Raw genomic sequence first — 24,449 nt, 5'->3', positions numbered from 1 at the left:
GAAAAATATCTATGAATCTAATATCATCGATAAATAAAACCAGTATTTTTGCTAAACCTAATCCAAAGCCGAGGTTTTTTTTCAATACATCGAGCATCTACAACCATTTCATTAAAGCAAAGCAGATCTGAGTCTTGGTCTGTGCCACTGTCGACACGATAGCCATTACCAAAGTCCATAATATGCACGCTGTAATAATCATTTTCAGATTTGTATGGAATTCCATATTTTGTTTTTATCATGTCCTTATTGGCTTTCCACCATGCAATTTGCCGGCTTTTAAAGTAGGGGAAGTGCTTGACCAGTATCGTATCTTCGTCGTGAACGGCCACGATCTCAACTGGTGTAAAATACTGCCAGAGCAGATAGCTGCAGCTCGATACTGCGATAACGCCCGCTATTAAAAATTTATTCACCCCACCTCCCGGTGACTTCCACGGTAGTATTCATTTCGGTGATAAATGGCTTATAGCCATATTTATTCCAACGCTGAAGTGCAAACCACAGCCGGAAGATACGAAACTTTCGATATACCGGATTTAGTACATCAGCATCATCGAGACCAAAATGGTCCTGAATATGGTAGTGAACCTTTGCCCGATAAGCATTCCCCTCGACTTCCAGCGACTTCAGCGTGATATGTGTTGCCCAGGTATCGTGGATAGCTATTACTAGTCCATTAGTGCGATCTATAAGTTGACCAAATTTTGGTAAAATTGAAAATTCATTGATTGTTATCATGAATTTATATTTGTGTTCCAGAGGGTAAATAAAATATTCACCATTCATGTAAGTACTAATGATTTCTTTTATTTTTAATAACGAACTTTGTTCAGAACGGTCATTAAGGATCTGCTCTTTCAGCGCCCTGTCCAGCAATGGGCTGCTGTACGGCGTGCCGCTGTTCTCCTGCATATGGTCAATCATTTCCGTAATAAGCTCTTTGTATGGGCCATGAAATGAGAACATATGCGCCAGTTCCCGAAACTCATCAAACATGAGACGTGCGCTTTCATCACGACTGACTGCTTCTTCCATCAGGCTGCCCGGATAAAACCCACTATATGGATTGGCAGCCACGGGCGGTATCAGGGTGAGCGTATACGGGTTGACTCTCGCCGAGATATCCGTCAAACCAAAACGAGTTTTCAGCTCGGCCTCGCTAAGGTCGCCGCACTGCATATCCTTTGCGCCGTAATCATCCATCGTACGCTGAGTGGCATAGATAAGCGCCGGGATGGGCATCGGTTCAAGCCCCTTCTCTTTTGCCTCGATAAGTTTCTTCTTCCGGGCTTCCTGCTTCCGCTCCGCCACGCGGCCGGCGTTGCAGTCACTGTCATAGGTATGCGAGAGGACTGACGGAATAAACCGGGCGCGACACGGGCAGGAGCTGTAGCTGTCCAGCGAACCCGCCCACTCTTTCAGTTCTCCGCCGACCTGGTAGGTATCTCCCATGCCGCCGCAGACACGGAACCGCCCTTCATGCTTCCCACAGGTCACCGGGTCACCCTCCCTGACCTGTTGCCTCACAATGCCGCCTATTTCGTAGGTGTCGTCAGACGCACCAGCAAGAATGCTTCCCCCGCAGGTGGTTTTATCCAGGTGATATAGAAAAAATCCTATTGCCATAATCCCACACCAATTTAATGGTTATAAAATTGGCGCATCATACCTTACTTGCAGATGGGATCAATCTGGGCCTCATCAAAATGACGGAAGTCCGTTCCGAACGTATTGAATTATTATCCGAAGGTATTCATGCAAGGCATATTTTTAATGAAACCTATTATGGATGTGCTGGAAAACATCTGTCAGCGGCATTCTTGCGGGTTGTCATTAGATGAACAGAATTTCAGAACAGGCAGCACCAGCCTCCGTGTCGAACAGGTTAATCCGTAAGCCGGAACTCACTCCCCAATAAAGCACGGAACTATGGCGGTATCCCTGATGCTAAAAAACGGGCGGCTAGCTAAATAGAAGGACTTGCTACGCGATGAGGGGAATCGGTCGTTCGATGGAAAGAGCAGTCGATGCCCTGTCGCGTGAAAGGTTGAAGATCAACGGGTGATAGTTGTCGCCTATTGACATAAAAAAGCCCGCTTGCGCGGGCTTGAGAAGGTTATTGGCGGAGGGTGAATACCGCCACTGTCTGGCGCAGTCGGTCGGATTGCTCCTCCAGCGAGGCGGCTGCCGCGGCGACTTCCTCCACCAGCGCGGCGTTGTGCTGCGACACCTCATCCATCTGCGTCACCGCCGTGTTGACCTGGCCGATGCCGTGGCTCTGCTCCTGCGTGGAGACGGCAATCTCGCCCATGATGCGGGTGACGTTATGGATCGCGTTGCCGATGCGCTCCATGCTCTCGCCGGCCTGCGCCACCAGTTTGCTGCCGGTGCTGACCCGCGTGTCCGCCTGCTCAATCAATCCACGGATGTCTTTGGAGGCGGCGGCGGAACGCTGCGCCAGATTGCGCACCTCGGCGGCAACCACCGCAAAGCCCCGACCCTCCTCGCCAGCGCGTGCCGCTTCGACCGCCGCGTTCAGCGCCAGAATATTGGTCTGGAAGGCGATGCTCTCAATCATGCTGATGATACTGGCAATGCGGTCTGACCCCTCTTCGATGCCGGCCATGGTGCCGATCACCTCATTCACGATGCCATTGCCCTCGGAGACAATCTGGCGCGCTGCCTGCGCCAGCTCGTTGACCTGACCGGCATTGTCAGAGGTCTGGCGGACGGTGATGGTCAGCTGCTCCATGCTGGCGGCCGTCTCGCCCAGTGAGGAGGCCTGCTCCTCGGTACGGGCAGAGAGATCCCGGTTGCCGGAGGCGATCTCCTTGGCGGCGTGCGCCACTGCGTCACTGGCATCACGCACCTGGCCGATGGTCTCGGCCAGCGAGCGGCGCATACTCTCCAGCGCTTCCATCATTGCGCCAATCTCATCCTGACGGGCTGCCACCACCGGTGTCTGCAATTGGCCGCGGGCGATCTCCAGACAGTGGGTGCGGGCGCGATCAATGGCTCCCAGCAGACGTGTCTTCAGCAGGCGCACCACCGCCGCCAGCGTCAGCAGGAACAGCACGGAGAATACCGCGAGGCAGAGCAGGCTGAAGTGGAAATCAGACTGGGCCTTCTCGTTCAGTGAATGGGCATACTCTTCGCGGAAAGCCAGCAGCGCATCCAGCGAGATCTCAAACTGGCGATCCAGCGCCGGCACCTGGCCGGTGATCAGGCCATTGACCTGCGCGCTGTCACCCTCGCGCACGGCGGCCATCAGCGGTTGGAGCGCCTGATCGTGGTAAGCCTGCCAGCGATGGGCAAAGGCATCCGCCAGGGGCTGTTCGCCCGGTTGCTTTGGCCAGCCTTGGTATGCGGCGAACGCCTGTTCCGCCAGGCCATAGACGCGCTCCGCCTTCTGTAAGGAAGCGGTGGCCTCTGCGGTGTTCCCCTGTGCCTGATAGGCAAGGGCCTGCGCCGTATGTACCCGCAGGGTGCGGCTGTGGTTAATGGTATCGACAATCGACAGCACCACCCGGATCTCGCGGTTGACATCATTCAGGGAGTGGTTGCTGCGTTGCAGGTAATAACTGCTGATGGCGATGCTGGTAAAAAACAAGATAGAGAGAAAAATCAGGGAAAACAGAGTAAAACGCCGGATAGACATAGTGGAAACCTGCTCAAGACGTTAAAAGGAAGTCAATAAAAGCCGAGATGGCTTGACTCTGTTAACGGCAGCGAACAGAAAAACATGAGGGTGCAGAAAAAAAGAGTGGTTCCACGTGGATAAAAACATTGCGCCGTCGCATGGCTTAATTTTGTGCAGGGAGTTGGCGGCCAAATTTATCCTGTTGATGTGAATGAGATTTATACGGATAAAATAGCATTACCGTGGCTTAATGAATATTGTGTCACCCAATCAGCAGGCCAGTCACAAGCTGCTGTTAAAATAGGCTAAAAAATGGCGGACGAAAAAACGCGGCAGAGGGACGTAAAAAACAGACTTCCGCGCATGAAGGGTAAATAAAAATTAACGTTAACATTTTGATGTTTTATTCATGGCGGGAGTTGTTATTGTCTTTCACTCTTCGGTTTTTTATCGGCAACTTCAGCGTAAGGGTAACACATGAAAAGCATCCCTCTTTTTATGTCTGCCATGGGCGCGGGCATTATTATGGCGTTTGCAGGGCTGGGCGTGCACTCCTATTGGATTGATGAGCTATTTACCCTCGGTTCCATTAGCGGCGATCTGCACAATCTCTACCAGACGTACTTATTTAATGATATCCATCCCTTCTTATATAATACTCTGCTTTACTTGTGGGTTCAGGTATTTGGGGTGAACGAGGCCGGCACCCGCGCCTTCAGCCTCTTCTGTTCATTATTGACGGCCCTGTATGTCTGGCAGCGCGGGCGTCAGTTGCTTAACCCCGGTATGTTGGCGCTCTACCTGCTGCTGTTCCTGACCAGCTATGGATTTATCCACTTCGCGCTCCAGGCTCGCTCCTATGCATTGTTAATCATGCTCTCCACCATGCAGTCATTTGAATTTATTTATAATTTACGCGGGGAGAAAAATAAAGGACGCTTTTATTTGCTCTGCATACTGGTCTGCTGGACGCACTTTATCGGGCTTTTTTTCACCGCCGCGCTGTTTGCCGCACGGTTGCTGCGCGTCGAGGGACGCGTCCGGCAGCTGGTGGAATATACCTTGGTCATGTTGGTATCCAGCTCACACTTTATTATTATCATGCTAATGTCGGGATTCGAGGGAAAGAATGATTGGGTGCCGCTGATTGCGCCGCTAGACCAGATATATAACACCATCCACCTTGTTTTCCCGATAACGCACTTCCCTAAATACGTGGTGGGCGACACCGTTAACAGCTTGCTTATCACGTTGGCGTTTATTGGCATATGCGCGTTCCCGTTATTGCAGCGCGGGACGGAATCCCCCCTGGCTGAGCGCAAAACCTATATCTACGGATTGCTGGTGCCGCTGGGGCTTTTTATCGTTATTACCGCGATAATCTCGCTGCGCAAACCGGTTCAACTGGATCGCACCATGTATATCTGCTCGCCGCTGGTGCTCTTCATTGCCGTGGTATTTTTGGAGCGATTAAAAGGCGCAGGAAAGATATTGGCGGTGGTGATCGTCATACCCTCCCTGCTTTCAGCCTACAAAAATATTTATTATCAAAATGATGACTATATGAGCGGTAATGAAGCCTACGACCAATCGACCCTCTACGCGATCGCCACCTGCAATGATGGCAATACGGTAGGTAGCCTCAACGGTAGCCCAACGCACCCCGAGTGGCGCTATCTGGATTTTTATCTGCATAAGTACAACGGGATGATGATTAACCCGCGCTGTCAGGCCCTCTGGCAACGTTTTGACCCCCGCACCAGTCGGCCGGATCTGGTGCAGTTCAACCACCCGACCGCTGCGCGGCTGGCGCTGGCTAAACCCTTGCTGGATGCGGGCTACCGGCAGGTAGACCAGCCCGGCCCCCACCGGGATTACAACATAGGCGCGCTGGCCTCCCCGGCCTATGTCCAACGCACAGGCGTCAAGACGCGGGAACTCTCGGTTATTCGTTAATGCTATGCCCGCCATTAGCGGAAATAGGGCCAATGGCGGGCGCAACGTTTGCCGCCTATTGGCTTTATTAAGCCTGAAAATGGCAAAGCAAAATAACGGATAACCACTGCATAAATTGCACTAAGCCGTTGCTTTACACGCCGCCCGCCCGCTCATTACACTCGGCCCATATTCCTTCATCCGCTTATTTTTTCGGGCTTTTCTGCTCCTGTCCCATCGCGCCCGTTATTTATCAGGGAGATAAAATATGGTGAATACCGTTTCCCCGTCGCGGCGCGCTGTTGAGGCCGCGCGCATCACTGACGCACAACAGGCGCTGGCGGCAGCCCGTGCCGTGGCGGCGCAGGCGCTGCCCGGTGCGGCGCTGCGTGACCGCGAGCGCCGCTACCCACTGGAGGAGCTGGCGCTGTTCAGCCAGAGTGGGCTGGGCGGCATCACACTGCCGACGCCCTATGGCGGCGCGGCCCTGCCTTTTGGCGTGCTGGCAGAGGTCTTCCGGCTGATCTCCGCCGCCGATCCGGCGCTCGGCCAGATCCCACAGAACCATTTTGGCCTATTGCGCCTGATTAATGAGATCGCCCCCCATTCGCTCAAGGAGAAGATCTTTGGCGCGGTGCTGGCGGGCCAGCGCATCGGCAACGGCGGGCCGGAGAAAAATACCAAGCATACCCTCGATATGCGGGCGCGGCTGACGGCCACGCCACGCGGCCTGCGGTTGACCGGTGACAAGTTCTACTCCACCGGCGCGCTGTTCGCTGACATCGTGGCGGTCAAGGCGCTGAATGATGGCGGTGAGCCGGTGCTGGCGCTGATCCCGACCCCGGCTGACGGGCTGGCGATCATTGATGACTGGTCTGGCATGGGCCAGCGCACCACCGCCAGCGGCAGCATGGCGCTGCGTGACGTGCTGGTGGCCGCGGATCACGTACTGCCGCTGACGCACCTTACCGCGCGCCCCACCATTCAGGGTGCGGTGTCGCAGCTGATTCAGGCGGCGATTGATGCTGGCATTGCCCAGGGCGCGCTGGATGAGGCGCAGGCCTTTATCCGCGAGCGCTCCCGCCCGTGGGTGGATGCGGGGGTGGCACGCAATGCGGATGACCCCTACATTCTGGCGGACGTCGGCCGGCTGGATACCGAACTGGCGGCGGCCAATGCCCTGCTGCGCCGCGCCGCCCGCGTGCTGGATGAGGTGGATGCCCAGCCGATCACCGCCGAGAGCGCCGCCCGTGCCTCCATCGCCGTGGCGGAGGCCAAGGTGCTGACCACTGAAGTGGCGCTACGGGCGGCAGAGAAGCTGCTGGAGTGGGGCGGCAGCCGTGCCACGCTGGCGGAGTACGGGCTGGATCGACATTGGCGCAATGCCCGCACCCATACCCTGCATGATCCGGTGCGCTGGAAGTACCACGCCATTGGCGCCTATACCCTGAACGGCCACCTGCCGGCCCGCCACTCCTGGATTTGACAAGGATACCCCTATGACCACCCATGTTACGCCGCCACGTCCGGCGGCCCGCATCACCTCCGCCGCGCAGGCGCTGGAGGTGGCCGATGCCCTGGCGGCGCGCTTTGCCGCCGGGGCCTCCGACCGTGACCGCGACCGGCACCTGCCACGGGCCGAACTGGCGGAGCTGTTTGCCTCCGGGCTGGGGGCGATCACCGTGCCACGCGAATGGGGTGGCCCGGCGCTGCCCAACCGTGTGCTGGCGGCGGTGATTGTCCGGCTGAGCGCCGCCGATGGCTCGATCGGCCAGGTGCCGCAGAACCACTTCTATGCGCTAGAGGTGCTGCGGGTAAATGGCTCGCCGGCACAGCAGGCGCGGCTATATGGCGAGGTGCTGGCCGGGGTGCACTTTGGCAATGCGCTGGCGGAGTTCAGTTCACCGGCCGCGCACCAGCGTTACACCCGGCTGGAGCGCGGCGCGGCGGGCTGGCAGGTGGTCGGGCAGAAATTCTATGCCACCGGCGCGCTGTTCGCGGGCCGGGTGCCGACGGCGGCACTGGGCGAAGATGGCAAGGAGCGGCTGGTATTCCTACCGGCTGACGCGCCGGGGTTGCGCATTACCGATGACTGGTCAGGCTTCGGCCAGCGCACCACCGGCAGCGGCAGCGTGGCCTTTGATCAGGTGCCCGCCGACAAGCAGGACATCGTGCCGTTTCAGAGCGCCTTTGAGCGGCCGACGCCGGTTGGCCCGCTGGCGCAGCTGCTGCATGCCGCCATCGATCAGGGCATTGGCCGCGCCGCCTGGCAGGAGATGCTGGCCTTTGTGCGCCAGCATGCCCGCCCGTGGATCGATTCCGGTGTGGAGCGCGCCAGCGACGACCCGCTGACGCTCGACCGCATCGGCAAGCTGACGGCGCGGCTTCAGGCGGGCGACGCCCTGCTGGAGGAGGCCGGTGACGCGGTGGACATTGCCCAGCAGCGCACCGAGGCCGCCACCGTGGCAGAGGCTTCCATCGCCGTGGCACGGGCGCGCGCCTGGACTACCGAAGTATCGCTGGAGGCGGGCAACCTGCTGTTCGAGCTGGCTGGCAGCCGCGCCACGCTGGCAGAGCATAATTTCGACCGCCACTGGCGCAATGCCCGTACCCATACGCTGCACGATCCGGTGCGCTGGAAGTACCCAGCGATTGGCAACTATGTGCTGAATGGCGTCCTGCCGCCGCGCCGGGGGACTCTCTGATGGCGAAACCCCTGTTGCTCAACGCCTTTACCATGAACTGCGTCGGCCATATCTATCATGGCATGTGGACGCACCCGCAGGATCGCTCGGTGGAGTTCAACCGCCTCAGCTACTGGACAGAGTTGGCACAGCTGCTGGAGCGCGGGCTGTTCGATGGCATCTTTATCGCTGACATCCTCGGCGTGTATGACGTCTACCAGAATGGCATTGGCCTGACGGCGAGCGAGGCGATCCAGTTGCCGGTCAATGACCCGCTGATGCTGGTCTCCGCCATGGCGGCAGTGACCGAGCACCTCGGCTTTGGGCTGACCGCCAACCTCAGCTATGAGGCGCCCTACCCCTTTGCCCGCCGTATGTCGACGCTGGATCACCTGACCAATGGGCGCGTCGGCTGGAACATTGTCACCGGCTACCTCGACAGCGCGGCGCGGGCGATGGGCAAGCACAGCCAGACGGCCCATGACCGGCGCTACGATCAGGCCGATGAGTTCCTTGAGGTGAGTTACAAGCTGTGGGAAGGGAGCTGGCAGGATGACGCGGTGCGGGCCGACAAGGCGCGGCGGGTGTTCGCTGATGCGGCGCGCATCCACCCGGTGCGCCACCACGGCGAATTTTATCAGGTCGAGGGGGTGCACCTCTCCTCACCCTCGCCGCAGCGCACGCCGCTGCTGTTTCAGGCTGGCAGTTCCGCCCGTGGCGTGGCCTTCGCGGGCCGCCATGCCGAGTGCACCTTCGTCACGGGTTCCTCGCCGGAGGGAGTACGCCGGCAGGTCAGCGCCCTGCGACAGGCGGCGGTGGACGCGGGCCGCCCGGCAGACGCGCTGAAAGTGTTCATGGGCATCGGGGTGATTGTCGCACCGACGGCCGCCGAGGCGCGGGAGAAGCACCGCGAATACCTGCGCTACGCCAGCCCGGAGGCGGGCATTGCGCACTTCTCCAGCTCCACCGGCATTGATCTGGCGCGCTTTGGGCTGGATGAGCCAATTCAGGCCGGGCCAACGCAGGCGATCGAGTCCGTTACCCAAACCTACAGCGGCTGGACGCGCCGCCGCTTGCTGGAGCAGCACGCGCTGGGCAGCCGCTACCCGCTGTTGGTGGGCGATCCGCAACAGGTGGCTGACCAGCTGCTGCACTGGCTGGATGAGGGCGACATTGATGGCTTCAATCTGGCGCGCATCATCAATCCCGGCAGCTATGAGGAGGTGATCCGCTGGGTCATTCCTGAGCTGCAATCCCGTGGCCGCTACAAGACCGGCTACGCGCCGGGCAGCCTGCGCCATAAACTTTTCCAGCAAGGCGACCGCCTGCCTGCCAGCCACCCGGCGGCGGCGTGGCGGCAGCCAGCTGACCCCTCCGCGCGCTGACGCGGCACTGATAATGATAATGGAGCACATATGACGTTACCTGTCTGGGGAATATCTCGTATTGGCAAAACCCTGCTGCTGGCCGCTTCTGTGGCCTTCTCGGGCGCGGCGCTGGCCGCCAGTTACAGCGGGCCACTGAAGGTTGGCACCACCGCCGCCTTTGCCCCGCCGCTGGAGGCCGCGGCCGCCGAGGCGGGCAAGCAGGGGCTGAAGGTGGAGATTGTGGAGTTCAGCGACTGGATTGCGCCGAACGTCAGCCTGGAGAATGGCGACATTGACGTTAACCTGTTCCAGCACAAACCCTTCCTCGGCAATGCCAATCAGGAGGGGGGCTTCCATCTGGTGCCCTATGCGCCAGCCATCATCAATCAGGTCGGCCTCTACTCGAAAAAACATGCCAGCATCGCGGCGCTGCCGGAGGGGGCGACGGTGGCCATTCCCAATGATCCGATCAATGGCGGGCGCGGCCTGCTGCTGTTGCAGAAGGCGGGCTTGATCACCCTGACGCCGGGCGTGGGCATCAAGGCCACCACGGCGGACATCGTTAGCAATCCCAAGCATATCCGCATCATCGAGGTGGAGGCGGTGCAGCTGGCGCGCTCGCTGGATGAGGTGGATCTGGCGATTGGCTACCCGCACTATCTGCGCCTCTCTGGCGTGATTGCGCCGGAAAAAGCGCTGCTGTTCGATGGGCTGGAGCACCCCGAGTATGTCATCCAGTTCGTGATCCGTGACGGCCATCAGGATGACCCGCGCCTGCGCCAGTTCGTCGATATCTACCAGCATTCGCCGGTGGTGCGCGCCGCGCTGGATAAGTTCTACGGCACGCTCTATCAACCCGGCTGGAGCCAGTAACCATGTCAACCCTTGTGCTGCCGGTTCCCGGCGATACCACCGAGGCCGCTGCCGATTGGGGCAGCCCCGGTGACACCCATGTGCGGCTCGCCGCCGTCAGCAAGGTCTACCCCGGCCAGCAGGTGGCGGCGCTGCATGAGATTGACCTCGATGTCCGGCGCGGCGAGATCTTTGGCATCATTGGCCGCAGTGGCGCGGGCAAATCGACGCTGATCCGCACCCTCAACCGGCTGGAGCGCCCGACCGGCGGGCAGGTGGTGGTGGATGGCACCGATCTGGACGGGCTGGATGAGGATCAGCTGGTGGCTTACCGCCGCCGCACCGGCATGATCTTCCAGCACTTCAATTTGCTCTCCGCCAAGACGGTGCGGCAGAACATCGAACTGCCACTGCGGGTGGCGGGCGTGCCCGCGGCGGAACGGCAACGGCGCGTGGATCGGCTGGTGGCGCTGGTGGGGCTGGAAGCGCGGCAGGATGCCTACCCGGCGCAGCTCTCCGGCGGCCAGAAGCAGCGCGTCGGCATCGCCCGCGCGCTGGTGCATGACCCGGCGCTGCTGCTGTGCGACGAGGCGACGTCGGCCCTTGACCCGGAGACTACTCACGCCATCCTCGATCTGCTGCGCCGCATCAATCAGGAGATGGGCATCACCATTGTGTTGATCACCCATGAGATGGAGGTGATCCACGAGATTTGCCACCGGGTGGCGGTGCTGGACAATGGGCAGGTGGTCGAGCAGGGGCCGGTCTGGCAGGTGTATGGCAACCCGCGCCACGCCACCACCCGCCGCCTGCTGACACCGCAGCATGACCGGCTGGGCGTGGCGTTGAGCGACCAGCCCGCCGATCCCTTCGCGCCGCTGCTGGTGCGGCTGCGCTACCACGGTGACGGTGTCACGCCCAATTTGCGCCGGGTGCTGGCGGCCTTCCCCGGTGACGTGACGCTGGTGGAGAGCGCGCTGGAACCCATCCAAGGGCGCACCGTCGGCCACCTGCTGTTGGCGATCACGCCACCCGCTGGCACGCCGTTGCGGCCGGATCACACCCTTGCAGACCATGTGGAGGTACTGGGTTATGTCGCTGCTAATTGATCGCCTGTGGCAAGGCATTCTCGATACGTTGCTGATGGTGGGCGTCTCCTCGCTGCTGGCGCTGCTGCTTGGCCTGCCGCTGGCGGTGGTGCTGGTGGTCAGCGATCGCGGCGGCCTGTATGAGAACGTGCCGCTGAACCGGGTGCTGGGCTGGTTGGTGAACCTGTTCCGCTCCGTGCCCTTCCTGATCCTGATGGTGGCGCTGATCCCCTTCACCCGGCTGCTGGTGGGCACCAGTTACGGCGTCTGGGCGGCGGTGGTGCCATTGACGGTGGCGGCGATGCCTTTCTTCGCACGCATCGCGGAGGTGAGCCTGCGTGAGGTAGACCACGGCCTGACGGAGGCGGCGCAGGCGATGGGCTGTAAGCGCGGCCACATCATTCGCCATGTGCTGTTGCCGGAAGCACTGCCCGGCATTGTCAGCGGCTTTACCATTACGCTGGTGACGATGATCAACGCCTCGGCGATGGCTGGCGCGATTGGGGCGGGCGGGCTGGGTGACCTCGCCTACCGCTACGGCTACCAGCGATTTGACACCCAAGTGATGCTGACGGTGATCGTCGTACTGGTGGCGCTGGTCACGCTGCTGCAACTCTCCGGCGACCGTCTGGCGCGCCGCCTCAACCACCGCGCCTGACGGCGCGGTTCTTCTGCATTTTTCAGCTTCTGTTTGCCGGATTTGTTGTTTTACTTCCGCCTCACCATCAGGAATAGTGCCATTACCCCTTCTGTTGACAGATTATCCTGTGCAGGGGCGAGGAGGAGAATGCGATGAGTGAACCCTGTTTTATTGAAACCCGGCCCGACGATCCGCGCGTGGCCACGCTGATGGCGGCGCTCTCCCGCGAGTGTCGCGCCCGCTATGGGCTGGCCTCCGGGGATCGCAACCCCGTGCCGCTCTCCCGCTTTCAGGTGCCGGAGGGCGGGTTTATCCTGCAACTGCTGGACGGGGAGCCGGTGGCGATGGGTGCCTATACCCGCTATGACCAGGATACCGCCGAGCTGGACTATGTCTGGACGCGCGCTGACCAGCGCCGCCAGGGGCTGGCGCTGCGGATGGTGGCCGAGCTGGAGCGCCGCGCCCGCGAGGAGGGCTATAAACAGGCGATCATCACCACCGGCTGCCGCCAGCCGGAGGCCATCAGCCTCTGCCTGTCGCTGGGCTACACCCCGCTGTTTGATGTCCATGCCGATCCTGCCCGCTATGCCGAGCCGCCCTACGACGGCCATCTCTCCTTCGTGAAGTGGCTGGTGGCGCTGACCGCCGTTCGGCGGCGGGTGCTGAAGGCCAGCTAGCCGCAGGCATAAAAAAACCCGGGCAAGCCCGGGTTTTTGTTGGCAATCACTCTCAGTTGTTCACCGGAATGACCGCGCCTTTGTACTTGGTGCGGATCCAGTCCTGAATTGCCTTGGAGTGCAGCACAGTCACCAGTGCCTTGATGTCCGGCTTGTTTTCATCGCCACGGTGCACGGTGATGATGTTGGCGTATGGGTTGTTCTCGCCGCTCTCCACCGCAATCGGGCCTTTCACCGGGTCGAGGCCAGCGTCGATGGCGTAGTTGGCGTTGATCACCACCGCGTCGCCTTCGTCATTGTTGTACATCTGCGGCAGCAGCGCGCCTTCCACGTTCGCCAGGAATTGCAGGTGTTTCGGGTTCTCCACGATGTCGCTAATGCGCGCGTCCACCTTGCTCACGCCCGGTTTCAGCTTGATCACGCCTTCGCGCTCGAAGATGGAGAGGATACGGCCCTCTTCCGCCACGGCGTCACGCATGATGACCTTGCCGTTGTTCGGCAGGTCTTTCAGGCTCTTGTACTTCTTGGAGTAGATGCCGATCGGCTCGATGTGGATCGCGCCAGCGCTAACGAAATCGTAGTCTTTGTCGCCTTCGTGGTCTTTCAGCACGCTGTTCAGGTACGGGATGTGCTGGAAGTAGTTGGCGTCGATGTCATGGCTCGCCAGAGCGGTGTTCGGCAGGATGTAATCCTGGAACGGTTTGATCTCCAGATCGATGCCCTGCTTCGCCAGAATCGGCTTGGCCTGCTCGAGGATTTCGGCGTGCGGCACGTTGGACGCGCCGACGGTCAGGGTGTCCGCCCAGGCAGAGAGGCTCAGGGCTGACAGGGTGGCCGCAGCCAACAGCGTTAAGGTCTTTTTCATTATATCTATCCAGTCTGTTAACGTTTATCGAGCAGTTTGGTAATGACGTCGCCAATGAGCTGGATGATGAACACGATGATCAAGATCATCACGGTCGCCACCAGGGTGACATCGTTATGGTTGCGCTGGAACCCTTCCAGATAGGCCAGGTTACCGAGGCCACCCGCGCCAATGACGCCAGCCATCGCGCTGTAGCTAACCAGCGCGATCAGCGTCACGGTGATGCCAGACACCAATGCCGGTGAGGACTCCGGCAGCAAGACGCGGAAAATCAGGGTGCTGACGCGCGCGCCCATCGAGCGGGACGCCTCAATTACCCCTTTGTCCACCTCACGCAGGCCAATCTCCACCAAGCGGGCGTAGAACGGCGCGGCACCGACAATCAGCGCCGGCAGCGCGGCATCCGCGCCCAGGATGGTGCCAATCAGTGCCTTGGTGAAGGGGATCAACAGCACAATCAGGATGATGAACGGGATGGAACGGAACACGTTCACCACAATGGAGATCACCGAGTAGAGCGCGCGGTTCTGGAACAGGCCGCCACGGGCGGTCAGGAACAGCGCCAGCCCCAGCGCGATGCCTAGCACCAGGGTGGCGATACCGGCCAGGCTGGTCATATAGAGCGTTTCCAGGGTGGCGGCCCAGAGCTGGTCCAGTTTCAGGTGCGGAAAAAGTGACTCAGTCATGGGTGACTACCTCGGTTGCGATGTCATGGTGTTGCAGGTCGAGCAAAATCTTCTCCAGCAGGTCGGCGGAGGCGTTGACGTGCAGCCAGAGTTCGCCAAACGCGCCATTGGCGGTCTGGGTCATCTTGCCGTGCAGGATGTTGAACGGCAGGCTGTAGCGCATCGCCAGTTCCGATACCACCGGCTGGTGGGCGTTGTTGCCGGTAAAGGTCAGCTTGAGCAGCGCGCCGCCCAGCGCCTTCACCAGCGCCGGGTTGAACGCCTCTTCGGTCTGCTGGTACTGGTTGACCTGATTGACGAACTGGCGGGTGATGGGCTGTTGCGGGTGGGTAAAGACCTGAATCACCTCGCCCTCCTCCACCACGCGGCCGTTCTCCATCACCGCAACGCGGTGGCAGATTTTGCGCACCACATGCATCTCATGGGTAATCAGCACGATGGTCAGGCCCAGCTTGCGGTTGATGTCGAGCAGCAACTCCAGAATGGCGTCGGTGGTCTGCGGGTCGAGGGCGGAGGTCGCCTCGTCACACAGCAGCACTTCCGGGTTGTTCGCCAGTGCGCGGGCAATGCCGACGCGCTGCTTCTGGCCACCGGAGAGTTGGGAGGGGTAGGCGTGCTCGCGCCCCTCGAGGCCCACCAGCGCCACCAGCTCTTTCACGCGTTGCTGGATGGCGGCTTTCGGCGCGCCAGCAATCTGCATGGAGAAGGCAATGTTTTCGCTGACGGTGCGCGACCAGAGCAGGTTGAAGTGCTGGAACACCATGCTGATCTTCAGCCGGGCGCGGCGCAACTGCTCGCCGCTGGCTTGTGCGATGTCCTGCCCGGCCACGTTGACCACGCCGGAGGTCGGTTTTTCCAGACCGTTCAGTAGGCGGATCAGGGTACTTTTCCCTGCGCCGCTGTAACCAATGATGCCGTAAATCTGCCCGCGCTCCACGCGCAGGCTGACGTCGTCGACGGCCACGATCGGCTGTTTGTCGCCGTTGAATATTTTCGACACGTTCGAAAGAACGATCATACCCGTGGATCCTTATCTACTGCCGTTAATTTCAGCAACATGCGCTGAATAAATAATCTGACACTGGGTGCTTTTTATTTATCGGTTTATAACTGGCATAAATGACATAAATTTAGTGTATTTGCCCGCCTCATGCTAAAGAAAGAATGTCCGAAGCGAAAGCATTAAAATGCACCGTCTTAGTGCGTTTTTTTCTAAGGTTATATTGACGGCGTTAATGGCTGAAAGCCCTTGAATCAATGGGGTTGCGGCGGATTGCACCGCAATAAAAGCTGGCCCACCTTGGCAGGCAGGCCGGAAATAACGGGAGAGAACCAGAGCGTTGCAGAGCATTGACCCAAGGTGGGCCGAAATGAAACAGACAGTAGTATGGGACAACGCCAGAGTAGCGTGAACAATCAGGGTGGGGAACGATGAAATTTGGCTTTAGATAGCCAGAAATAGGTTATTGCCGCCAACGGCGGCAATAAGAAGGGGATTAAATGGAGTGTTGGCCCTGCTCCACAATACGGCGGAAAATAGCCAGCGTTTCGTCGCTGACATGGTGCTCAATGCCCTCGGCATCACGGCGGGCGGTCTCCGGGCTGACACCCAGCACCAGCAGGAAGGATTCACAAATCTGGTGGCGAATGCGGCTCTCGGTCGCCAGCTTCTCCCCTTCGGGCGTCAAAAAGACCCCACGGTAGGGCATCTGTACTACCAAACCGGCGGCGGCCAGCCGTTTCAGCATCTTGGCGACCGTGGGTTGTGACACCCCGAGTCGCGCTGCCAGGTCAACCTGGCGTGCCTCACCGAACTCCCCGATCAGATCGGAGATCAGCTCGACGTAATCATCAATCAACTCACGGCGGTGGGCTTCCCGCACTTGCAGGAACCCCTGGACATGTTCTTCGACATCAAGCAATGGGTTGCTGCCGGACTGGTTGGTTTTATCTTGGGCCATCAACTTTCCTCGTTTTTACTGACCAATCCCCGGCTTTCCTACCCGGCATTAGCGCACTGACGAGCCTATTGTAAACCATGCGCGCCCCAGAACAAATTTCACGTCATTTACTTTTGCTATAAAATATAGCCTGTGCTATATCTGTTTATTAATCGATCACGGCGGCATCAGGCCGACGTGGACAGAACCAGAGGGGGAAAGACAATGGCGTGTTTCATTCAACTACTCAAAAATTATGCCCGGTCACCCTTTACGCTGCGCCTGATGCTGGTGGAGCTGCTGGCCGAACGCCTGACCCAGCCGCGCAAGCCGGGAGACGCCCCGGAAAAGAAGCCAGCCCTGCTGAACGCGCTCGCCCGGCTGCCCAAACCGGCCGCTGACCTGCCGCATACCGCACGTAGCTAACCCTGGCGGGGGAGCCTTCCCCCGTAGTTTCTCCTTTCTTGCTGTTCCCGCACTTCCTCCTGCCCCTGACTGAAATTCACCCCATTTGCCGGTAATTTGGCAGAACTTTGCTTAACTCTATAGGGACTGGCCACAAGATGGAGCACGCTCCATCAGCAGGCGCACAACCAGGAGGAGAGGATTTTGCAAGACGCTAATCGAGAAGCCACTGGGGTGGAGAAGAGTGATGAGCCGGTGATCCGTAGCTGGATCACCGTAGGACGCCCGGCGGCGGAGCTGCACCGCCTGTGGCGGCAACCTGATACCTTGCCGCAGGTGATGGGCCACTTTGCCCAGATAGAGGTCACCAGCCCGACCGAGGCGCGCTGGCGCGTGGAGGGGCCGCTGGGGAAAACCTTTGACTGGCAGACGCGGGTGGTTGATGAGGCCGAGGGGCAGTTTATCCACTGGCGTTCGCTGGAGGAGGCGGACGTGCCCAATGAGGGACGGCTGATCTTCCGCCCCGCCCCCGGCAACAAGGGCACCGAGCTGACGCTGGTGGTGCGCTTCGACCCGCCGGGCGGCATCCTCGGGGAGAAACTGACCTCGCTGTTCGATCTGATGCCGAAAGAGACCTTCAGCAAGGCGCTGCGCCGCTTCAAAAGTCTGGCGGAGACCGGTGAGATCCCGCAACTGTCACCGCTGCCAGCCGGCGGCGATCGCAAAGAGAAGGAGGCGTAATGCGTGCACTGTGCTGGAACGGCGTGAATGACCTGCGGGTCGAGACTGTCAATGATCCCACCATCATCAATCCCAACGACGCCATTTTGCGCGTCGGCCTCAGTACCACTTGTGGCTCGGATCTGCACGTCATTGATGGCCTGATCCCCACCATGAAGGAGGGGGACATCCTCGGCCATGAATTTATGGGCGAGATCGTGGCGGTCGGCAAAGGGGTGAAAAAGGTGAAGGTGGGGCAGCGGGTGGTGGTGCCCTCCTTTATCTCCTGTGGCTCCTGCTGGTTCTGCCAGCATGAGCTGCACTCCTGCTGTGATAATACCAACCCGCATAGCGAGCTGGGCGAACCGGTGCTCGGCCACCCCACAGCTGGCATCTACGCCTATAGCCACGCCTTCGGCGGCTATGCCGGCTCCCATGCCGATTACATCCGCGTCCCCTTCGCTGACAATGACTGTTTCGTGGTGCCTGATGAGGTGACAGACGAGCAGGCGCTGTTTCTCTCCGACGCCGCGCCGACCGGCTACATGGGCGCGGACTTCTGCAATATCCACCCCGGCGACATCGTGGCGGTGTGGGGGTGCGGCGGCGTTGGCTTGATGGCGCAACAGAGCGCCCTGCTGATGGGTGCAGAGAAGGTCATCGCCATTGACCGCTTCCCGGAGCGGCTGGCGATGGCGCGCAAGCTGGGCGCGATTCCGCTCGACTACACGCAGATTGACATCCATGAGGCGCTGATGGAGCTGACCGGTGGCCGCGGGCCGGACAGCTGCATTGATGCAGTGGGGATGGAGGCCAAGGGCGAGGGGCTGACGCAGGTCTACGATCGCACCAAGCAACTGCTGCATCTGGAGACGGATGTGGGCGCGGCGCTGCGGCAGGCGATGTACTCCATCCGCAAGGGCGGCACGCTCTCCATCCTTGGCGTCTATGGGGTGATGGATAAATTCCCGCTCGGCCTGCTGATCAACAAAAGCATCACTGTGCGCACCGCGCAGCAGCATGGCCAGCGCTACATGCAGCGGCTGATTGACCACGTTGCCAAGGGGGAGCTGGACACCGCCTTCATGGTGACGCACCGCTTCTCGCTGGAGGACGCGCCGCTCGGTTACGACATGTTTAAGCACAAGAAAGAGGGGTGCATACGGGCAGTATTCAAGCCCTGATGCCGCCCTGCCCCATCCCAAGCGGATGGGGCAATATCTGAACAATGCCTCCCCGCTGTACAGCTTTTATTTTCCCTATCCTTCCAATGGCAGGGAAAATATTCGCGCCCGTGAGATGCCAGGCCCTCGCTCATTTGCCATTTACTGCCTCAATGTCTTATTTGTTTACAGTGCAAAGTGCTAGCCTTTCCGGGGCGCGCCTTGTAATTCAGCCATATTCGACTATTACTTAAAGGGAGGATGAATAAAGTGCATCGAGTGCAGATGCAGTTCAATGAACTTCCCTACCATGCAACGTAAAAGAGGATTATCAGATGGCTATTAAGACCCTGAAGGATCTTTTCATTCATGATTTGTCGGATGTTTACAGTGCAGAGAAACAAATAACCAGAGCACTGCCAAAAATGGCCCGCGCAGCCGAAGACCCAAAATTAGTCGAAGCATTCAACACCCACCTGGAAGAGACCCAAGGCCAGATTGACCGCCTGGATCGGCTGGTGGAAGCCACGCCAGAAGTGCGCATCAAACGCATGAAGTGCCATGCCCTTGAGGGACTGGTGGAAGAGGCGGTGGAAATCATTGAAGGCGTGGAAAAAGGCCCGGTGCGTGATGCTGGCCTGATCGGCGCCGCCCAGAAAGTGGAACACTACGAGATTGCGACCTACGGTACCCTGCGCGCTATGGCGGAAAGACTGGGCTACACCGAAGCAGTCAAACTGCTGGAAGAGACACTGCAAGAAGAGAAAACCACTGACGAGAAGTTGACGGTGATCGCTGAAAGCCAGCAGCCTGAACAGAAATAACCGGTTTCTCCTGTTGTTGATCTTATTGCCCCGGCGCTGCCGGGGTTTTTTTTATCCTATGTTGGCGGATAAAAAAAAGCCCGCCGAAGCGGGCTGAACAATCAACGTAATTCGTTACAGAGAAATCTGACCGGGCCACTATAACGCGTTATCTCTTCTGGCTGGTTATTTCCGCCCTTATTTAAGAGCAATCCTAACGCGCCTGCGCATTATTTAAACTCTTTGCGTAGACCTAACGTAGCAATTAACAGAATTGTAATATTTCGGCGGGAGAATAAAAAAAGGGCCCCCCCTCCGGGCGGCCAAAATAACCATCAACAGGCAAAACGGGGAGACTATTTTTTACGCGCGGCGGCCTCATTCTCAATCGGCCCGGCAGAGCCGAGATCCGCGCCGGTAACAGGGTTAATCGAAGTGTCAGATTGGGTGCGCATCGCCATGGCTTTCAGGTCAGCGGCCTGCTCGCCGGGCAGGTCAACCGACGCGCTGCCATCCGCGCCATCCACGCCCGCCTGTGGTTCACGCACGTAGTTGAAGTTATCGTCAGAGTTCCAGCTGCCGCGTACCTCCTCCTCACCTGACATGTTGTAGTAGGTGTTGGCGAACTCCGGCATCGGCGGCAGTTTGCCCGGCGGGAAGTTATTGCGGATGGAATAGAGTGCCTTCTCAAAGGATTGCTGGTGCGCCACCTCACGCGTCATCAGGAAGCCCAGCGCATCTTTGATGCCCGGATCGTCAGTGACGTTGATCAGCCGCTCATAGACCATCTTGGCGCGCGCCTCGGCGGCGATGTTGGAACGCAGGTCAGCGGTCGGCTCGCCAATGGTGTCCACGTAGGCCGCAGTCCACGGCACGCCAGCCGAGTTAATCAGCGCCGGGCCGCCGCCGTACAGCAGCGAGGTGATATGGCTGTCATTGCCATTGCCGGTCAGTGAGCGGTACAGCTCCGCCTCTTTCTGCGTGCCCTCGGCCAGATCGCCTTTGGCGCCCTTATTCAGCATGGCGATAATGGTGCCGATAATCTCCAGGTGGCTCAGCTCCTCGGTGGCGATATCCAGCAGCAAATCTTTGCGGCCCGGATCGTCCTCAGCAAGGCCCTGGGTAAAATAGCGGCAGGCTGCCGCCAGCTCACCCTGGGCACCGCCGAACTGTTCGAGCATCAGGTTGGCAAGGCCGGGATTGGGCGCTGCCACGCGGACGGTATATTGCAGTCCTTTTACGCGTTTAAACATTGCTTGCTTCCTCATTTTTATAGGTATGGCAAACCCTCTCCCACGGAATATCAGGCAAGCGACATCGGCCCTGAAAAAAGGGAGGGATCGGTAAACAGGTTTATTGGTGCAGATATCCCGGCGCACGCGCCGGGATCGGGAGAAACACTATTTCTTGGCTTCGGTGTCCGGTGCTTCCGCACGGGCCAGGAATTTCTGGGTGGTATCTGGCAGATGTTCCAGCACCCATTTGGCCATCTCTTTTTCCTGTTCCAGAATCTGGGTAAAGATGCGCTCACCCTCTTGGTCGCCCAGCACTTTCGCTGCCGCAATCAGGGAGGTATAGGACGCGATCTCCAGGTTCTCAAACACGTAACCGCTGATGCTACCCTTGACCACTTCATCGCTGGCGAACATGCCGCCCATTGCCTGGCCCATGGCCGTCACTTTACCGGCAATATCCTTGAAGGTGGAATTGGAGGTGTCATAACGATCAATAACGCTTTTAACCAAACGCTGCTGCTCTTTGGTTTCACTAATATGCTGCTCGATGCGCATTTTCAGGTCAGGATAATGCTCCAGGCGGTCTGCCATGCCTTTCAGCATGGTTTCGGCTTGTTCTTCCATTGCATGGGCATCACGCAGCCAATCAAGATAATTCTCTTGCGTTGTCGTTGTCATAAGTTATCTCCCAGTCATTCACCGTAGAACATCATTTTCCGTTACCTGAATAAGTCTAGACGCAAATGATCATTTAGCCAGTCATGCGGCGGGGCAAGCCCATGATATTTCGTGAAGCGGGATTAATAACTGGCTGAAATAATTAATATTCCGCGCGGGCTGTCATGACACCTCCCAGAACAGGCGAAACCCTGATGGCACCAGGACTGGCGCGCCTTGCGGCCGGTTTATAGGGTGCGACGGATTAGGTGGTTGATGGGGTGAAAATGGACAAAAAAAGCAGAAATCTGAACAGGGAGAACTGGCTGTAAAATAGCGTTTTGGGAGCATTCCTAAACGACTAAAATAGAGATACCCAGCCCGATGGCATCATTCTGATACACAACGGGCAGTTATTTTACATGACGCACATCTATCAGCGCCAAAACACGGTGACATAGGTACCAATGACTAACATAAATATTGCCCAAGCCGTATAGGCAATGGTGAGTTGGGTTTTACCATCTGGCTCATCCGGGCCTGGATCGTTCTGTATTTCGCCGGGTAACTCGCTGTCTTTCATAATATCTTCCTTTTTTACCAGTGTAATTACATGCACGTTTTGGCATGGAGAGATCTGGAGGTTGATATTAGAGGTATAGATCAGCATCCGGCGGGGATCAATATTTTATCCTTACCGTCTGGCGGTGAATTTTCCCTTTGAATACCCAGAAGACATAGGTGTTATAAAACAGTGTGAAGGGGATCACCATCGCGAAACCGGCCAACACAAAGCCTTGGCTGGCCGGCGGCGAGGCGCTGTTGTAGAGGGTGAGCTGAGGCGGTAATACCTGTGGGAACAGGGTAAGGCCAATCGCCAGAAAGCCCAGCCCGGTGGCAGCCAGCAGCAGCATCAGCGCCGTCAGGGCGTAACGGCGGGCAAGCGTCAGATAGAACAGCGCCACCAGCATCGCCAGCACGGCGGCAAAGAGCGCGATCAGCGCGCCATCCTGCCAACGCGCCCGGTTGTGCTCATTCAGGTGCACCAGCCAGATCATCAGCCCCATAAACAGCAGCAGGGTGCCCACGCCACCCCACCCCATCATGCGGCGAAAGTGTTCGCTGAAGGGGCCAGCCATCCGCCACTGGAGCCAGCCAGCACCCAATACCAGATAGAGCACAGTGATCACCAGCCCACAAAAGAGCGTAAAGGGCGTACACCAGAGCAGCGCTTCTGGTGCGGCGGGCGGCACTGGCACTCCCTGGATAAAGCAGCCAAACAGGATGCCCTGAAACAGTGACGCCAGCAGGGAGCCGATGAACACCGCCGCGTCACACCAGCCGGGCGAGCGGGCGCCGTGGCGAAACTCAATCGCTGCGCCGCGCAACACCAGCGCCAGCAGCATGACCACCACCGGCACCAGCATGGTGCTCAAAAAAGTGCTGTAGGCCTCGGGAAACAGCGCCAGCATCCCGCCCAACAGCAGCACCAGCCAGGTTTCATTGGCGTCCCAGATCGGCAGGATTGAGAGCACCACCCGATGGCGATCGGCGGGTTGGCGCGTCAGGCCAAGCCAGATGCCTACCCCCAGATCGGTGCCGTCCAGCAGGATATAGGCCAGCAGGGAGAAGGCCAGCGTGGTCGCCGCCAGCAGCGGCAGCAGTTCGCCGGTCATGGCGGCCCCTCCTGTCGGCCAAGCATCGGCCAGATTTCCGGCGCTGGCCCGGTCTCCCCCGCGTTGGGCGACTGCCGTAACAGGCGCAGCAGCAGGGCCAGCCCAATGCCAAAGGTCAACAGGTAGACCACCACAATCGCCGCCGCGACCGCCAGCGAGAGCGGCAGGCTGAGCACGGTGGCGCTCTCACTGGTGCGCATCAGCCCATAGACGGTAAACGGCTGGCGGCCAGATTCGGTCACCACCCAGCCGGCCAGCATCGCGATAAAGCCGGCTGGCCCCAGTGCCACCATCAACCGGCACAGGGCGCGGCTGGTAAACAGGCGTTTGCGCCACCACTGCACCACGCCCGCCAGCGCGGCGACGGCCATCAGCAGCCCCAACCCGACCATGATGCGAAAGGCAAAAAATACCAGCGCAACCGGCGGCAGATCCGCCGCCGGGAAGGCGGAGAGCGGCTCGATAGTGCCGGAGAGATTGTGCCGCAGATAGAGCGAGCCGAGATGCGGGATCGCCACCTCAGCATGGTTCTGCTGGCTCGCCTGATCGGGCAGTGCAAACAGCCGCAGCGGCTCGCCCTCGCCCGGTGGCGGCCGCTGCCAGCTCCCCTCCATCGCCGCCAGCTTTTGCGGCTGGTGCTCCAAGGTATTCAGGCCATGCAGGTCACCCACCACGATCTGGAGCGGCGTCAGCACTACCAGCGCCGCCATGCCTACCCCATACATAATGCGCGCATGGGGATGGCGGCTGTCGCGTAGCAGGCGATGGGCGGCGCAGGCGGCAACCACCAAAAAGGTAGCGATGGCTGATGCCAGCACCATATGCGTAAAGCGATAGGGAAAAGAGGGATTGAAGACGATCGCCCACCAGTCGGTCGGGATAAAGCGGCCATTTTCCGCCAGCCGGAAGCCGTCCGGCGTTTGCATCCAGGCATTGGCCGCCAAAATCCAGAAGGCGCTCAGTATGGCACCTACCGCCACCATGATGGTGGCAATCAGGTGCAAGGTTTTACCAATGCGTGGCAGGCCGAACAGCATCAACCCGACAAAACCGGCCTCAATAAAGAAGGCCACCAGCACTTCGTAAAACATCAGTGGCCCGAGCACCGCGCCAGTGCGGGCGGAGAATGGCCCCCAGTGGGTGCCGAACTGGAACTCCATCACCACGCCGGTCACTACCCCTACCCCCATGTTCAGGGCAAAGATCTTCTGCCAGAAACCCATGATCTCCAGATAGGCGGGCCGCTGGGTGCGTACCCACAGGATCTCAATCACCACCAAAAACAGGGACAAACCAATGGCGAACGCCGCCAGCACGATATGCAGGCCAATGGTGAAGGCAAATTGCGAACGGCTGACCAGCAGCACGAAATCCTGAGTATCCATATTCCCTCCTTCACCAAGTCTATGCGCG

The 24,449-nt window shown here is 59.0% G+C and carries 24 protein-coding genes; 12 read left to right on the top strand and 12 right to left on the bottom strand.

The genetic code is table 11. From position 1 onward, the window contains the following. Positions 1 to 23: 23 nt before the first annotated feature. From C1N62_RS19950 to C1N62_RS19940, 3 genes are all read right to left on the bottom strand, one after another. Complete coding sequence (locus C1N62_RS19950; RefSeq protein ID WP_137765480.1) at positions 24 to 416, bottom strand: DUF943 family protein; 393 nt, start codon at positions 414 to 416, stop codon at positions 24 to 26. Continuing rightward, positions 409 to 1,629 carry a PAAR domain-containing protein gene (locus tag C1N62_RS19945; protein ID WP_137765479.1) on the bottom strand — a complete coding sequence of 407 codons (1,221 nt, stop codon included), beginning with the start codon at positions 1,627 to 1,629 and terminating at the stop codon, positions 409 to 411. The genes C1N62_RS19950 and C1N62_RS19945 overlap by 8 nt, the downstream gene beginning before the upstream one ends. A gap of 490 nt (positions 1,630 to 2,119) precedes the next feature. Then, complete coding sequence (locus tag C1N62_RS19940) at positions 2,120 to 3,661, bottom strand: methyl-accepting chemotaxis protein (protein ID WP_137765478.1); 1,542 nt, start codon at positions 3,659 to 3,661, stop codon at positions 2,120 to 2,122. Positions 3,662 to 4,120: 459 nt separating this feature from the next. Here C1N62_RS19940 and C1N62_RS19935 point away from each other — a divergent pair, with 459 nt between their 5' ends. From C1N62_RS19935 to C1N62_RS19900, 8 genes are all read left to right on the top strand, one after another. Then, on the top strand, positions 4,121 to 5,599 hold the full coding sequence (locus C1N62_RS19935) for a hypothetical protein (protein WP_137765477.1): 1,479 nt from the start codon (positions 4,121 to 4,123) through the stop codon (positions 5,597 to 5,599). Between the two features lie 247 nt (positions 5,600 to 5,846). Further along, on the top strand, positions 5,847 to 7,064 hold the full coding sequence (locus C1N62_RS19930; protein WP_137765476.1) for an SfnB family sulfur acquisition oxidoreductase: 1,218 nt from the start codon (positions 5,847 to 5,849) through the stop codon (positions 7,062 to 7,064). 13 nt (positions 7,065 to 7,077) lie between these two features. Beyond that, positions 7,078 to 8,283, top strand: coding sequence for an SfnB family sulfur acquisition oxidoreductase (locus C1N62_RS19925; RefSeq protein ID WP_137765475.1), 1,206 nt, complete (start codon positions 7,078 to 7,080; stop codon positions 8,281 to 8,283). Beyond that, on the top strand, positions 8,283 to 9,647 hold the full coding sequence (locus C1N62_RS19920; protein ID WP_206057803.1) for an LLM class flavin-dependent oxidoreductase: 1,365 nt from the start codon (positions 8,283 to 8,285) through the stop codon (positions 9,645 to 9,647). The genes C1N62_RS19925 and C1N62_RS19920 overlap by 1 nt, the downstream gene beginning before the upstream one ends. 30 nt (positions 9,648 to 9,677) lie before the next feature. Then, positions 9,678 to 10,502 (top strand): MetQ/NlpA family ABC transporter substrate-binding protein, encoded by an 825-nt coding sequence (locus C1N62_RS19915; RefSeq protein ID WP_137765473.1) that lies wholly within the window; start codon positions 9,678 to 9,680, stop codon positions 10,500 to 10,502. 2 nt (positions 10,503 to 10,504) lie between these two features. Then, complete coding sequence (locus C1N62_RS19910; RefSeq protein ID WP_137765472.1) at positions 10,505 to 11,590, top strand: methionine ABC transporter ATP-binding protein; 1,086 nt, start codon at positions 10,505 to 10,507, stop codon at positions 11,588 to 11,590. After that, positions 11,574 to 12,227 carry a methionine ABC transporter permease gene (locus tag C1N62_RS19905; RefSeq protein ID WP_137765471.1) on the top strand — a complete coding sequence of 218 codons (654 nt, stop codon included), beginning with the start codon at positions 11,574 to 11,576 and terminating at the stop codon, positions 12,225 to 12,227. The genes C1N62_RS19910 and C1N62_RS19905 overlap by 17 nt, the downstream gene beginning before the upstream one ends. A gap of 134 nt (positions 12,228 to 12,361) precedes the next feature. After that, positions 12,362 to 12,886: a GNAT family N-acetyltransferase gene (locus C1N62_RS19900; RefSeq protein WP_137765470.1), complete on the top strand. Its 525-nt coding sequence runs from the start codon at positions 12,362 to 12,364 to the stop codon at positions 12,884 to 12,886. Positions 12,887 to 12,938: 52 nt separating this feature from the next. Here the strand turns inward: C1N62_RS19900 and C1N62_RS19895 are convergent, their stop codons facing one another. The 4 genes from C1N62_RS19895 to mntR all read right to left on the bottom strand — a co-directional run bounded on the left by C1N62_RS19895 (position 12,939) and on the right by mntR (position 16,398). After that, positions 12,939 to 13,751: a MetQ/NlpA family ABC transporter substrate-binding protein gene (locus C1N62_RS19895; protein WP_137765469.1), complete on the bottom strand. Its 813-nt coding sequence runs from the start codon at positions 13,749 to 13,751 to the stop codon at positions 12,939 to 12,941. 17 nt (positions 13,752 to 13,768) lie between these two features. Beyond that, positions 13,769 to 14,437, bottom strand: a complete 669-nt coding sequence (locus C1N62_RS19890; protein ID WP_137765468.1) for a methionine ABC transporter permease — start codon at positions 14,435 to 14,437, stop codon at positions 13,769 to 13,771. Further along, the gene (locus tag C1N62_RS19885; protein ID WP_137765467.1) at positions 14,430 to 15,455 is read right to left on the bottom strand and encodes a methionine ABC transporter ATP-binding protein; all 1,026 of its coding nucleotides are present in this window, start codon (positions 15,453 to 15,455) and stop codon (positions 14,430 to 14,432) included. Before C1N62_RS19885 ends, C1N62_RS19890 begins: the two co-directional genes overlap by 8 nt. A 478-nt stretch (positions 15,456 to 15,933) precedes the next feature. Continuing rightward, positions 15,934 to 16,398, bottom strand: a complete 465-nt coding sequence (mntR, locus tag C1N62_RS19880; RefSeq protein WP_137765466.1) for a manganese-binding transcriptional regulator MntR — start codon at positions 16,396 to 16,398, stop codon at positions 15,934 to 15,936. A 204-nt stretch (positions 16,399 to 16,602) separates the two neighbouring features. Between mntR and C1N62_RS19875 the strand changes: the two genes are divergently transcribed. The 4 genes from C1N62_RS19875 to C1N62_RS19860 all read left to right on the top strand — a co-directional run bounded on the left by C1N62_RS19875 (position 16,603) and on the right by C1N62_RS19860 (position 19,489). Beyond that, positions 16,603 to 16,803, top strand: a complete 201-nt coding sequence (locus C1N62_RS19875; protein ID WP_137765465.1) for a hypothetical protein — start codon at positions 16,603 to 16,605, stop codon at positions 16,801 to 16,803. Between the two features lie 183 nt (positions 16,804 to 16,986). Beyond that, positions 16,987 to 17,523 carry an SRPBCC family protein gene (locus C1N62_RS19870; RefSeq protein ID WP_206057802.1) on the top strand — a complete coding sequence of 179 codons (537 nt, stop codon included), beginning with the start codon at positions 16,987 to 16,989 and terminating at the stop codon, positions 17,521 to 17,523. Then, on the top strand, positions 17,523 to 18,686 hold the full coding sequence (locus C1N62_RS19865) for a zinc-dependent alcohol dehydrogenase (RefSeq protein WP_137765463.1): 1,164 nt from the start codon (positions 17,523 to 17,525) through the stop codon (positions 18,684 to 18,686). The genes C1N62_RS19870 and C1N62_RS19865 overlap by 1 nt, the downstream gene beginning before the upstream one ends. A 314-nt stretch (positions 18,687 to 19,000) precedes the next feature. Next, positions 19,001 to 19,489, top strand: coding sequence for a ferritin-like domain-containing protein (locus C1N62_RS19860; RefSeq protein ID WP_137765462.1), 489 nt, complete (start codon positions 19,001 to 19,003; stop codon positions 19,487 to 19,489). 335 nt (positions 19,490 to 19,824) lie between these two features. Here C1N62_RS19860 and C1N62_RS19855 read toward each other — a convergent pair whose 3' ends face one another. The 5 genes from C1N62_RS19855 to C1N62_RS19840 form a co-directional block, all read right to left on the bottom strand. After that, complete coding sequence (locus C1N62_RS19855; RefSeq protein WP_137765461.1) at positions 19,825 to 20,721, bottom strand: manganese catalase family protein; 897 nt, start codon at positions 20,719 to 20,721, stop codon at positions 19,825 to 19,827. 147 nt (positions 20,722 to 20,868) lie between these two features. Further along, the gene (locus tag C1N62_RS19850; protein ID WP_137765460.1) at positions 20,869 to 21,381 is read right to left on the bottom strand and encodes a ferritin-like domain-containing protein; all 513 of its coding nucleotides are present in this window, start codon (positions 21,379 to 21,381) and stop codon (positions 20,869 to 20,871) included. A 415-nt stretch (positions 21,382 to 21,796) separates the two neighbouring features. Beyond that, positions 21,797 to 21,943, bottom strand: a complete 147-nt coding sequence (locus tag C1N62_RS23220; protein ID WP_168195913.1) for a hypothetical protein — start codon at positions 21,941 to 21,943, stop codon at positions 21,797 to 21,799. Positions 21,944 to 22,040: 97 nt separating this feature from the next. After that, a complete protein-coding gene (locus tag C1N62_RS19845; RefSeq protein WP_137765459.1) occupies positions 22,041 to 23,036 on the bottom strand; it encodes a cytochrome d ubiquinol oxidase subunit II in 996 nt (331 codons plus the stop codon). Then, positions 23,033 to 24,421: a cytochrome ubiquinol oxidase subunit I gene (locus C1N62_RS19840; protein ID WP_137765458.1), complete on the bottom strand. Its 1,389-nt coding sequence runs from the start codon at positions 24,419 to 24,421 to the stop codon at positions 23,033 to 23,035. The genes C1N62_RS19845 and C1N62_RS19840 overlap by 4 nt, the downstream gene beginning before the upstream one ends. Positions 24,422 to 24,449: the final 28 nt, after the last annotated feature.

Origin of the sequence: Nissabacter sp. SGAir0207 (assembly GCF_005491205.1) — a bacterium.
Classification (GTDB): domain Bacteria; phylum Pseudomonadota; class Gammaproteobacteria; order Enterobacterales; family Enterobacteriaceae; genus Chimaeribacter.
The sequence above is the reverse complement of the archived record's forward strand: the minus strand, read 5'-3'. Positions and strand labels throughout refer to the sequence as shown.